This is a genomic window from Rudaea sp., assembly GCF_036560865.1.
Classification (GTDB): Bacteria; Pseudomonadota; Gammaproteobacteria; order Xanthomonadales; family Rhodanobacteraceae; genus Rudaea.
In genome coordinates this window covers 76,945-89,396 of the sequence record NZ_DATBQK010000031.1, presented here as the reverse complement: position 1 = coordinate 89,396, position 12,452 = coordinate 76,945, and the positions used below count along the sequence as shown (strand labels likewise).

General features: G+C 62.4%; 11 protein-coding genes. 1 reads left to right on the top strand and 10 read right to left on the bottom strand.

The genetic code is table 11. From position 1 onward, the window contains the following. Positions 1-36: 36 nt before the first annotated feature. Positions 37-477: a GtrA family protein gene (locus tag VIE67_RS03995; protein ID WP_332023492.1), complete on the bottom strand. Its 441-nt coding sequence runs from the start codon at positions 475-477 to the stop codon at positions 37-39. Next, positions 477-1,529 carry an S-methyl-5-thioribose-1-phosphate isomerase gene (gene mtnA / locus VIE67_RS03990; protein WP_332023502.1) on the bottom strand — a complete coding sequence of 351 codons (1,053 nt, stop codon included), beginning with the start codon at positions 1,527-1,529 and terminating at the stop codon, positions 477-479. Before mtnA ends, VIE67_RS03995 begins: the two co-directional genes overlap by 1 nt. Before the next feature lie 122 nt (positions 1,530-1,651). Here mtnA and VIE67_RS03985 point away from each other — a divergent pair, with 122 nt between their 5' ends. Then, a complete protein-coding gene (locus VIE67_RS03985) occupies positions 1,652-2,332 on the top strand; it encodes a hypothetical protein (RefSeq protein WP_332023490.1) in 681 nt (226 codons plus the stop codon). A 10-nt stretch (positions 2,333-2,342) separates the two neighbouring features. Here VIE67_RS03985 and nuoN read toward each other — a convergent pair whose 3' ends face one another. From nuoN to nuoG, 8 genes are all read right to left on the bottom strand, one after another. After that, positions 2,343-3,794, bottom strand: a complete 1,452-nt coding sequence (gene nuoN / locus VIE67_RS03980) for an NADH-quinone oxidoreductase subunit NuoN (RefSeq protein WP_332023488.1) — start codon at positions 3,792-3,794, stop codon at positions 2,343-2,345. A 17-nt stretch (positions 3,795-3,811) separates the two neighbouring features. Further along, positions 3,812-5,323, bottom strand: a complete 1,512-nt coding sequence (locus tag VIE67_RS03975; RefSeq protein ID WP_332023486.1) for an NADH-quinone oxidoreductase subunit M — start codon at positions 5,321-5,323, stop codon at positions 3,812-3,814. 74 nt (positions 5,324-5,397) lie between these two features. Beyond that, a complete protein-coding gene (gene nuoL, locus VIE67_RS03970) occupies positions 5,398-7,413 on the bottom strand; it encodes an NADH-quinone oxidoreductase subunit L (RefSeq protein WP_332023484.1) in 2,016 nt (671 codons plus the stop codon). A 102-nt stretch (positions 7,414-7,515) separates the two neighbouring features. Then, the gene (nuoK, locus tag VIE67_RS03965) at positions 7,516-7,821 is read right to left on the bottom strand and encodes an NADH-quinone oxidoreductase subunit NuoK (RefSeq protein WP_332023482.1); all 306 of its coding nucleotides are present in this window, start codon (positions 7,819-7,821) and stop codon (positions 7,516-7,518) included. Beyond that, positions 7,818-8,423 carry an NADH-quinone oxidoreductase subunit J gene (locus VIE67_RS03960; RefSeq protein ID WP_332023480.1) on the bottom strand — a complete coding sequence of 202 codons (606 nt, stop codon included), beginning with the start codon at positions 8,421-8,423 and terminating at the stop codon, positions 7,818-7,820. The genes nuoK and VIE67_RS03960 overlap by 4 nt, the downstream gene beginning before the upstream one ends. Before the next feature lie 9 nt (positions 8,424-8,432). Next, positions 8,433-8,921 (bottom strand): NADH-quinone oxidoreductase subunit NuoI, encoded by a 489-nt coding sequence (gene nuoI / locus VIE67_RS03955; protein WP_332023478.1) that lies wholly within the window; start codon positions 8,919-8,921, stop codon positions 8,433-8,435. After that, positions 8,918-10,036, bottom strand: a complete 1,119-nt coding sequence (gene nuoH, locus VIE67_RS03950) for an NADH-quinone oxidoreductase subunit NuoH (protein WP_332023500.1) — start codon at positions 10,034-10,036, stop codon at positions 8,918-8,920. Before nuoH ends, nuoI begins: the two co-directional genes overlap by 4 nt. Next, entirely contained in the window at positions 10,033-12,390 is a 2,358-nt protein-coding gene (nuoG, locus tag VIE67_RS03945) for an NADH-quinone oxidoreductase subunit NuoG (protein ID WP_332023476.1), read from the bottom strand. The genes nuoH and nuoG overlap by 4 nt, the downstream gene beginning before the upstream one ends. Positions 12,391-12,452: the final 62 nt, after the last annotated feature.

Below are 12,452 nucleotides of genomic sequence, written 5' to 3'. Positions count from 1 at the left end.
CGCGGACAGAGGCCGAGGCCCGATTCCGCGCGAGAACTATTCTTGCTCAGCAGCCGGCGCGGGCTCGGCGGGTGCCTGCGGATGATGCGCCTTGCGATAAATCCAATAGCGCGATGCGAAATAGTTGACGCCCAGTCCGGCGACCGAGCCGGCGGCGACCGCGAGTACCAGCCATTGCCGGTCGACATTGAACGCAAGCACCAGCGCCGAGTAGGCGGCGAAGTTGCAGGCAAAGCCGCCGCTCATCGCCAACACATAGCGCGCCCACTCGCCGAGTCGGCTATGCCGCCGGCGGCCACGAAAAGTGTAGTTGCGGTTGAACAACCAAGTTGCGGTTGCGGCGAACAGAAATGAAATCAGGCGCGCGCTGAAACGATCCCACGCAAACCCGGTGACCAGAATCTGCAGCACACCGGCATCGACGATGAAGCCGATCACGCCGCCGATGCAAAACATGACGAAACTGCGCATCGCCATCAGGACTGTCCTGCGAGCCTGCGCATGGCCGACTCGTCCGGCCGCTCGATCGCGCCACGCTCGGTGACGATCACGTCGATGAGCTCCGCGGGGGTGACGTCGAACACCGGATTCCACGCATCGGCACCTTCGACGACGGTGCGCTTGCCCGCGATCGACAACAGCTCGCCCGGGTCACGCAGTTCGATCTCGATGTCGCTGCCCTGCCTGGTTGCCATGTCGACCGTCGACCACGGCGCGACCACCATGAATTTCACTGCGTGCCGCCGCGCGGCGATCGCGAGTTGATAGGTGCCGATCTTGTTCGCCGTGTCGCCGTTGGCGGCGATGCGGTCGGCGCCGACGATCACCCACTGCACCGCACCCGACCTCATCAGGTGCGAGGCGGCGGAATCCGCGATCAGTTTCACCGGGATCCTGTCGCGCCCGAGTTCCCACATCGTCAGACGTGCGCCCTGCAACCAGGGGCGCGTCTCGCCTGCGTATACTTGTTCAATTTTCCCTTTTGCATAGCCGGCGCGGATCACGCCAAGCGCGGTGCCGAAGCCGGCGGTCGCCAGTGATCCGGTATTGCAGTGCGTGAGCACGCCGCTGCCGTTGGCCAGGAACGCGGCGCCGAGCTCACCCATATGCCGGTTCGCGGCCAGATCCTCGTCCTGGATCGCACGCGCTTCGGCCTCCAGCGCGGCGAGCGGATCGGCTGGCGCGCGCGCCAGCACCGCACGCATGCGCGCGAGCGCCCAGGCAAGATTCACCGCGGTCGGCCGCGCCGCGTTCAAGCGCACAAGCGCGGATTCCAGCGCCGCCTGCGTGACCGCCGATCCGGCCGCTTGCAAAAGCCGCGCTTCGAGCACAGCGCCCCAGGCCGCGGCGATGCCGATGGCCGGCGCGCCGCGCACGACCAGCAGGCGAATCGCCTCGGCGACTTCGCCGGCATCGTGGCATTCGAGCTGTGTTTCGACGAACGGCAATTCGCGCTGATCGAGCACGCGCAGGACGCCGTCGCTGTAGACGACGGCACGGATCGTGTCGTGGAGGTCGAGCCGGGACATGCCTTTCACTGTGTGGTCGGGATAGCCGCGAAGAATAGCGCATGATCGCGATGCATGCGGCGCCGCGAGCATTTCTGCCCGCGTTCTGGCAGCGCACAGGCAAGTTCCGTTAGCATGCGGGCATGCCGCGATCGAAAGCCAAAAACGCTGCCCTGACCCGCGAGTCCAGCGAGCAGGTCGTAGCCGTGCGCTCCGGCAAGGACCTGGATGCGCAATTCGTCGCCCTGCTGCGCGGCAAGTGCACGCGTGCCGCGGTCACCGGCGCGCTCACCGCGGCAATCGAGGCAATACCGGGCATGGGGCGCATGCTCGGCTTTATTTTCGGCGAGGTGCTCGACGCGCAGTTTCTTGCGCGCATACAGCGCGAACTGATCGAAGACACGTTCAAGTTGTACCGCCTTGAGCTGCCGGCACCGCTGCACGCGGAACTGGTCAGTCGCGTGCAGACGCTGGGTACCAGCGCCAGCATCGTCGGCGATGCCGTGATCCGCGGCGTCATGCGACGCAGCGCAGGCCGCGTCGGCGGTGTCGTGGCCCGGCGCTTGCTGCCGTTCGCCGCGATCGTTTCCTCGGCCGTGAGCAACGCCAGCGTTACCTACGCGATCGGCAAGCGCGCGCAAGCCGTGGCGAAATGGCGCGACTCTCCGATCACGGGCATGCCCGACGTCGTGCGCGCGTTCACCGGCATCGACGAACGGCGCATTCTCGACTGGTCGGTCGATGGCGTGAAGACCTCGCTCGGTCTGATCGGCGGCACCTTGCAGCGCATGCTGCGCTGGCCGCGTACGCGCGCGAAAAACTAGGCCACAGGCCTCACTGCACCGCCAACGCGCGGTAGCACCAGGCGATCAACGGGCCCCAGAAAACGCCGAGTACGAGCAACGCAATGCCGTTGAGCGAAAGCAGCCAGCGGAAGGTGACATCGGCCGGCAACGCCAACGCCGTGTTGTCGACCGCTGCGTCGAAATACATCACCTTGATCACACGCAGGTAGTAGAACAGGCCGATGATCGCGAACACGATCGCGACGATCGCCAGCCACAACATACCGGCGTCGAGCGCCGCCTTGAGCACGAGCAGCTTGGCAAAAAAGCCGAACAGCGGCGGAATGCCGGCCAGCGAAGCCATCGCCAGCAGCATGACGAACGCGTACCACGGATTACGCTGGTTGAGACCCTTGAAGTCGTCGATCTCCTCGGCCTCGAAGCCCGCGCGCGCGAGCAGCAACATCACGCCGAACGCGGCGGTCGTCATGATCGCGTAGGCAATCGCGTAGAACATCGCTGCGGCATAGCCGGACGGCGTGCCGTTGGCGAGACCGAGCAGCAGAAAACCGACGTGCGAAATGGTCGAATACGCGAGCATGCGCTTCAGATTCGTCTGCGCAATCGCGACCACGTTGCCGATACCGAGCGAAAGCACGGCAAGCACGGCAAGCATTTCGCGCCAATGCGGCTGCATGCCGGCGAGGCCGCCTTCGAGCAGGCGATAGGCCATGCCGAACGCGGCAATTTTCGGCGCGGAAGCGATGAACATCGTCACCGCGGTCGGCGAGCCTTCGTACACGTCCGGCAGCCACATGTGGAACGGCGCGGCGCCGAACTTGAAACCGATGCCGACGACGAGAAACACCACGCCGAACGCGAGCAATACAAAGTGCGGATTGCCAAGACCAAGCGCGGCGACCGTGTGGATCCTCGAAAGATCGAGCGAGCCGGTCGCGCCATAGATCATCGACATGCCGTACAGCAGCAGCCCCGACGCGAGTGCGCCGAGCACGAAGTACTTGATCGCCGCTTCGGACGACAGACCCGAATCGCGATTCATCGCCACCAGCGCATACGACGACAGCGTGAACAGTTCCAGACCCAGATAGACGATGACGAGATTGCCCGCGGCCACCAGCAGCATCATGCCGAGTGCGGCGAACAGACATAGCAGATAGAACTCGCCGATATACAGATTGCGGTCGCGCAGATAGCTGCGCGCGTAGACGAACACCAGCGCGGTCACGCCGAGGATGAAAACCTGCAGCACCGCGGCGACGCCGTCGTGAACGATCATGCCGCCGAACGCAGTCCTGGCCGGATCGTGATCGATCAACACCAGGCCGAGCGTACCGAGCAGGGCCGCGATCGCCAGCCAGTGCGTGATATGGCGCTGCGCGGGCTTGAGGAACAGGTCGATGAACAGGATCGCGCAGATCGCGCCGAGCAGGAAACTTTCCGGCAGCAGCAGGACCAGGTCGTGGAGGTTGAAATTCATGCTTGCGATTCCCGCGCTCACAGCTTGGTCACCAGCAACTGGTCGACGATGTGCCTGACTGAAGCGTCCATCAAATGCGTCAGCGGTGCGGGCCAGATGCCGACCAGCAGGGTCGCCGCGGCGAACGCGCCGAGCACCAGCGCTTCGCGCACGTCGATGTCGGCGAGTTCGGCGACATGCTTGTTGGCCACATCGCCGAAGATCACGCGCTTGACCAGCCACAGCGTGTACGCGGCGCCGATGATCAGGGTGAACGCGGCACCGGCGGCAACCCAGGGACTCATCGCGAAGCTGGCCAGAATCACCATGAATTCGCCGACGAAACCGCTGGTTCCGGGCAGGCCGCAGTTGGCCATCGAGAACAGCACCCACAGCGCGGCGAACCACGGCATCGTGTTCACCACGCCGCCGTAATCCTTGATCATGCGGCTGTGCGTGCGGTCGTAGAGCACGCCGACGCAGGAGAACATCGCGCCCGAGATAAACCCGTGCGAAACCATCTGCACCATCGCGCCGGAGACGCCGAGATACGCCGCATCCTTGTCGCCGCTGACGCGCATCAGGGCCAGGCTGATGAAGATGCCGAGCGTGACGAAACCCATGTGCGAAACCGACGAATACGCGATGAGTTTCTTCATGTCCTCCTGCACCAGCGCGACGAAGCCGACGTAGATCACTGCGATCAGCGACAGCACGACGATCAGCCAGGTGAATTGCTGGCACGCATCCGGCACGATCGGCAGCGAGAAACGCAGGAAGCCATAACCGCCGATCTTCAGCATGATCGCGGCCAGGATCACCGAACCGCCGGTCGGCGCCTCGACGTGCGCATCCGGCAGCCAGGTATGTACCGGCCACATCGGCACCTTGATCGCAAATCCGGCGAGGAAGGCAAAGAACAACCAGCCTTGCGCGGTCGCGCCGATCGGCAGTGCGGCGAACTGCGACAATTCCCAGCTGTTCGTCTGCAGATACAGATAGATCAGCGCGATCAGCATGAAGATCGAGCCGAAGAACGTATACAGAAAGAATTTCATGGTCGCGTACACGCGCCGCGGGCCGCCCCAGACGCCGATGATGATGAACATCGGAATCAGCATGCCCTCGAAGAACACGTAGAACAGCAGCGCATCCATCGCCGCGAACACGCCGATCATGACGCCTTCGAGCACAAGAAACGCAGCGAGATACTGGCTCACGCGGGTTTGCACCGCCTCCCACGCGCCGAGAATCACGAGCACGGTGACGAACGTGGTCAGCACGATCAGCGCGACGGAAATGCCGTCGACGCCGAGATGGTAGTTTGCGTGAATCGCGCCGATCCAGACCGTGTTCTCCACGAACTGCATCGTGCCCGCTCCCGCATCGTAGCCGGTGAGCAGCGGAACGCTCGCAACCAGCGTGACGACCGCGATCGCCAGCGCCAGCCAGCGCGCGGTGTTCGCGCGCTCGCCGAACAGAAGCACGACCGCCGCACCAGCGATGGGTAGCCAGATCAACAGGGTCAACAGTGGAAACGCTGATTGCATTCTTGTTCCGTCATTTATGCGTTCGTCCGTGAGCGCAAAGATCGCAAAGCAGCCACCCTGGCTGCATTCTCAATTCAGACGCGCACAACCCACCACAGGCCTGCGAGCAAAACCACCAAGCCAAGGATCATCGCGAACGCGTAGTGGTATAAAAATCCCGTTTGCAGCCGGCGCACGCTGTTGGCGATGCGCCCGATGGTGTCCGCCGAGCCGTCGACCAGCACATTGTCGATCACGCCGACATCGCCGCCTTTCCACAGGCCGCGCCCCAGCAGGACGCTGCCGCGCGCGAACACCGCCTGATAGATCGGATCGAACCAGTATTTGTTGTCGAGCACGGTCCACAGCGGACGCAGCGCGTTTTGCACGCGATCCGCCAGTGCCGGATTGAGCAGATAGACATAAGTCGCGACCGCGAAACCGGCAAACGCGAACCAGAACGGTGCGCCGGCAAATCCGGCGATCATCGTGGCGAACCAACCGGCAAACGCGTGCGCGCCCTCGCCTTCCCCACTCGCGACATGAATCGCGCTGCCGAAGTAGTCTCCATGCAGCACCGCACCGACGGTGAGTGCGCCGATGATGACCGACGGAATCGCCAGCGCGATCAGCGGCAGGGTTACGACCAGCGGCGACTCCTGCGGTGCATGCGCCAGATGACCCGGTTCGTGATGCCCGTGGTCGTCATGACCATGGCCGTGATCGCCATGTTCGACGACGAAGCGCTCCTCGCCGTGGAAGGTCAGGTACAGAAGTCTAAAACTATACAAGGCAGTGACGAACACGCCGAACAATACACATTGATAGGCGTAGCCGGAGCCCCAGCGATGCGATTCGCCGACCGCGTCGATGATCGCGTCCTTGGAGAAGAATCCGGCGAAGCCCGGCATGCCGGTCAGCGCGAGCGTGCCGATCCACATCGTGATGTAGGTGATCGGCATGTATTTGCGCAGGCCGCCCATATGGCGCATGTCCTGCTCGTGATGCATCGCGATGATCACCGAGCCTGCGCCGAGAAACAGCAGCGCCTTGAAGAAGGCATGCGTCATCAGGTGGAAGATCGCCGCCGAATACGCGGATACGCCGAGCGCCACGGTCATGTAGCCCAATTGCGACAGCGTGGAATACGCGACCACGCGCTTGATGTCGTTTTGCACGATGCCAATCAGCCCGGTGAAGAATGCGGTCGTTGCACCGATCACCAACACGAACGACAGCGCCGTCTCCGACAGGTCGAACAGCGGCGACATGCGCGCGACCATGAAGATGCCAGCGGTCACCATCGTCGCGGCGTGGATCAGCGCGGAAATCGGCGTCGGACCTTCCATCGAATCGGGCAGCCACACGTGCAGCGGCACTTGCGCCGACTTGCCCATCGCGCCAATGAACAAGCAGATGCAGATCACCGTCGCCGCGGACCAGGCACTGCCGCCGAGGATCTCCAGCGTTTTGCCCTGCAAGGTGTCGGCGTGACTGAATACCGCGGCGTAGTCGAGCGTGTGGAAAAAGTATAAAACCGCGGCGATGCCGAGCAGGAAACCGAAATCGCCGACACGGTTGACCATGAACGCCTTGAGGTTGGCGAAGATCGCCGTCGGCCGCTTGAACCAGAAACCGATCAGCAGATACGAGACGAGGCCGACCGCTTCCCAGCCGAAGAACAGCTGCAGGAAGTTGTTGCTCATCACCAGCATCAGCATCGAGAACGTGAACAGCGCGATGTAGCTGAAGAAGCGTTGGTAGCCGTCGTCGTCGGCCATGTAGCCGATCGTGTAGACATGCACCATCAGCGAGACGAAGGTGACGACGACCATCATCATCGCGGTCAGCCGGTCGATCAGGAAACCGACGTGCGTGTCGAAGGCGCCGACCTGGAACCACGTATACAAATTCTGGTTGTAGGTTTCCGCCCCACCCCAGACCAGCTGATAGAGGACATAGAACGACAGCACGCAGCTGGCCGCGACGCCGGCGATCGTGACGGTATGCGCGCCGACGCGCCCAATCTGGTTGCGGAAAAAGCCCGCAATGATCGCGCCGGCCAGCGGAGCGAACGCGATGATGAGCAGGATGGTGGAATTCAAACTCATATTCTTTTTTTGCTCGTCATTCCAGCGAAGGCTGGAATCCAGTTTTTTCCGTAAATCCGAAGAGCTGGATTCCGGCGTTCGCCGGAATGACAGCTCCCTTTCTCAACCTTTCATACTGTCGATTTCGGCGACATTGATCGTCGCGCGATTGCGGAACAGCACCACCAGAATCGCCAGCCCGATCGCCGATTCCGCCGCGGCGACGGTGAGTATGAAAAACACGAATACCTGGCCCGAGACATCGCCGAGAAAGCGCGAGAACGCGACGAAATTCGTGTTCACCGCCAGCAGCATCAGCTCGATTGCCATCAGCAGCACGATCACGTTTTTGCGGTTGATGAAAATGCCGGCCACCGAAATGCAGAACAAAATCGCGCCGAGCACGATGTAATGCGACAGGGTGATCATGGTGCGGAGGCTCCCTTGGTCACGCTGGTCATCTTGACGATACGCACGCGGTCGGACGCCTTCACTGCCACCTGTTCGGCGGGATTCTGATGGCGCGTGCCGACGCGGCGGCGCAGGGTGAGCATGATCGCGGCGACGAGAGCGACAGTCAGGATCACCGCCGCGATTTCAAACGGCAGCAGGAACTGCGAAAACAATGCATTGCCGAGCCAAGCCGTATTCGATGCGCCGCCCGGATCGGCCGGTGCAGTGATCGCCATCGTGCGGACGCCGATCAAACCGATCATTTCTGCGAGCATGGCCAGAGCGACGATGATGCCGACCGGCAGATAGCGGATAAAGCCTTCGCGCAGCGGCTCGGACTTGATATCGAGCATCATGACCACGAACAGGAACAGGACCATCACTGCGCCGACATAGACCAGCACGAGCGCGATGGCAAGGAACTCCGCCTGCAGCAACAGCCACAACGCGGCACTGGTGAAGAACGTGAGCACGAGGAACAACGCCGCATGCACGGAGTTCTTCACGCTGATCACGGCCAGCGCGGCGAGCACCAGCACGGTCGCGAACAGGTAGAACAGGATCAGTTCAAAGCTCATGCACGGCTCCTAGCGGTACGCCGCGTCTTGTGTGCGCGCCGCGGCGATCTCTTTCTCGAAGCGGTCGCCGATCGCAAGCAGTTGCGTCTTGTTCACGATGTTCTCGCCGCGCTTCTCGAAGTGGTATTCGTGGATATTCGTCTCGACGATCGAATCGACCGGGCAGCTTTCCTCGCAGAAGCCGCAGTAGATGCACTTGAACAGGTCGATGTCGTAGCGCGTGGTGCGGCGCGTGCCGTCGGCGCGTTGCTCGGAATCGATCGTGATCGCCAGCGCCGGACACACCGCCTCGCACAGCTTGCAGGCGATGCAGCGCTCCTCGCCGTTCGGATAGCGGCGCAGCGCATGCAGCCCGCGGAAACGGTTCGACTGCGGAATCTTTTCCATCGGATAACGCATCGTGTACTTGGGCTTCCACATGTACTTCATGGTCAGACCCAAGCCCTTGAACAGCTCGATGAGCATGAGGCTTTTGAAATAACGCGTAACGGTACTCATGACATCGTACTCATCAAAGTCGGCTGATCCGGCGTGCTGATCACGCCGAAATACACCAAGCAACCGGCGACCAGGATCCAGACGATCGCGATCGGAATGAAGACTTTCCAACCCAGGCGCATGATCTGGTCGTAGCGGTAGCGCGGGAACGCGGCGCGGAACCACAGATACAGGAAGGCAAAGAGAAATGCCTTGGCGAACAGCCATACCCAGCCACCGTTCCATATCCACTCGACCCACGGGGCGAGCCAAGCTGGCGCGTTGAAAGTAATTAGTCCTTGAACTGGCGACAGCCAGCCACCCATGAACAGCGTGGCAGCCAGAAATGAAATCAGGATCATGTTCGCGTATTCGGTGAGGAAGAACACCGCGAACGGCGCACCCGAATATTCGACATGGAAGCCCGCGACGATTTCCGATTCGCCTTCGGCCATGTCGAACGGGGCGCGGTTGGTTTCGGCCACGCCGGAGACGAAATAGATCACAAATAGCGGCAGCAACGGGAACCAGAACCAGCTAAAGGGTCCGTAGTGACCCAATTGCGCGCGCACGATATCGGAAAGATTCAAACTGCCTGCGCAGATCAGCACGCCGACGAGGGCCATGCCCATCGCGATTTCATAGCTCACTACCTGCGCGGCCGAGCGCATCGCGCCGAGGAACGCGTATTTCGAATTCGACGCCCAGCCGGCAAGGATGATGCCGTAGACGCCCATCGAGGTCATCGCCAGCAGGTACAGCAATCCCGCATTCACGTTGGCGAGCACGACTTTGTCGTCGAATGGAATCACCGCCCACGCCGCGAAGGCCGGCACGAGCGCGATCAGCGGAGCGACGATGAACAGGAAGCGGCTCGACAGCCGGGGAACCAGAAACTCCTTGAGCAGCAGCTTGAATACATCGGCGAAGGTCTGCAGGAGACCTGCGGGTCCCACACTGTTCGGGCCCATGCGCACATGCATCCAGCCGAGCACCTTGCGTTCCCACCACACGTAGAGCGCGACACCGAGGATCACCGGCACCGCGATCGCGAGGATGCAGAGCACGAGCCAGATCAGCAATCCGATCGTGCCGAAGCCGAGCAGCCAGCTGTGAAATCCTGCTATCACGCTCAGGCCCTCGCCACCGTCAAGGCCGTGCCGTCGGGCGGCAAGGCACTGGTTTCGGACCAGCCGGCTTCGACCCAGGCAGCGCCACGCGGCACTTGGCGGGTGACCACCACTGGAAGTATCGCCTCAACACCGCCAGCGCTCACCTTGGCTTTCCCATCCTGCGCGAGGCCGAGCGCGATTGCGTCCTCGGGGTGCAAGCCGATCGCTGCGTGCCCGGTCAGCGGGTGCGATTGCAGCGACGGGCAACGGCGCAGTACCGCATCGGTGCGATAAATCGGCACCGTCGCAATGCGCTGCAGGCCGGAAGCTGGCGCGGCTACCGCGTGTACTTTTCCGGTTTCTTGCTTTGTATATTTCGCCGCAACCGCTTCGGCAATCGCGCCGCGCACTTCGCCGATATCGGTGGCGTCGAATCCTGCCAGATCCAGTTGCGCACCGAGTGCGCGCAGGACGCGCCAGCCGGGGCGGGCGTCGCCAGGCAACTTCGCGCCTGTAGCCACGGTCTGCAGCGTGCCGTCGACATTGACATAAGTGCCATCGATTTCCGGCGGCAGGCCGATCGGCAGCACCGCGTGCGCCGTGCGCTTCACTCCTGCGCAGGCATATGCGCCGATATAGACACCGAAGGCAGCGTCGCTGCGCGCCTTGTCGTACGCGGCGGGTGCGCTCGTATCCTGCGAGCCGCAGTGATAAGTAATCAAGGCCTTCGGTGGTCGCGCCAGCATCGCTGCCGCATCGCTGCCGCCCACCCGCAGCAGCGCACCGACGCGCGCCAGACCGACTGCGTTTGCCCCGCTTGCGACTTCGTTGAACGCAGTATGGGTCGCCTGTGCGATGTAACTCGCCAGTGCGCGCAACAGGGATGCTTGCGCGTGATCGACCGCGTAGTCGCCGAATACGAGCACCGACGAAGGCGCATCGCGCAGCGCCTTGATCGTGGCGCGATGCGCGTCGGTGACGGCAGCTTTGGCGATGATGTCTGCGACTTGGGGCGAGGGCTGAGAGCTGCCTTCGCCCGCCACTGCCGCGAGCGCGGCAAGTTCGCTGGCCAACTGGCTCGGCAGCACGATGAACTTGCCCGCGACGTCGAAGTTGAAATCGTGATCGAGCGGATTGACTGCGTATACTTTTGCGCCCTTCTTGAATGCCTTGCGAATGCGATGGCCGAGCAGCGGCTGATCATGGCGCGGATTGCTGCCGACCAGCAGGATTGCGTTGGCCTTCTCGACCTGCGCGAGGGGCAACTCGAAGATCGCGCCGGCGGCGCCATCGGCGAAATCGGTGACGCGCAGACGGTGATCGATGCTGTCGCTGCCGAGACCGCGCACGATCTTCGCCAGCAAATAGCCTTCCTCGCACGAGGTGAGCGGTGCGACCAGAGCCCCGAGATCAGCGCCGTTCTTCTTCAGACCGTCGGCAACGAAGGCGATTGCCTCCTCCCACGTCGTTTCGACGAGCGCGCCGTTCTTGCGGATCATCGGTTTGGTCGCGCGATCGCTCGCATACAGACCCTGGTGCGAATAACGGTCACGATCCGATAGCCAGCACTCGTTGATCGCCTCGTTGTCGCGCGGCACGCTGCGCAGCACTTCGCCGCGGCGCGTGTGCAGCCACAGGTTCGAGCCGAGTGCGTCGTGATAGCCGATCGATTCGCGCGCGATCAATTCCCAGGCGCGCGCCTTGAAGCGAAATACCTTGTTGGTCAGCGCGCCGACCGGACACACGTCGATGATATTGCCGCCGAGTTCGCTGTCGATGGTCTTGCCGATATACGTGCCGATTTCGAGGTTCTCGCCGCGGCCCATGCCGCCGAGTTCGGGACTGCCGGCGACCTCGGTCATGAAACGCACGCAGCGCGTGCACTGGATGCAGCGCGTCATTTCGGTTTCGATCAGCGGGCCGAGGTCTTCGTCCGGCACCACGCGTTTGCGTTCGACGAAACGCGACACCGAGCGCCCGTAACCGACCGACAGATCCTGCAGCTCGCATTCGCCGCCCTGATCGCAGATCGGGCAATCGAGCGGATGGTTGATCAGCAGAAACTCCATCACATTGCGTTGCGCCGACAACGCGCGCTGAGATTGCGTATGGATTTTCATGCCCTCGGCGACCGGTGTGGCGCACGCGGGCTGCGGTTTCGGCATCGCCTTGCCGCCCATTTCGGTTTCGACCATGCACATGCGGCAGTTGGCTGCGATCGGCAATTTCTCGTGATAGCAGAAACGCGGAATCGGAATGCCCGCCTTGTCGGCCGCGGCGATGATCATCGAATTCTTCGGCACCTGCATGGCTTTGCCGTCGATTTCGATGTTCACGAAATCGGGCGGTGCGGCGGGAGCGGTCGGTTGCGCACTCATGCCGTAACTCCGACGTTCATCGACGCAGAGCGAAAGATTGAACCACGGAGAACACGGAGAAA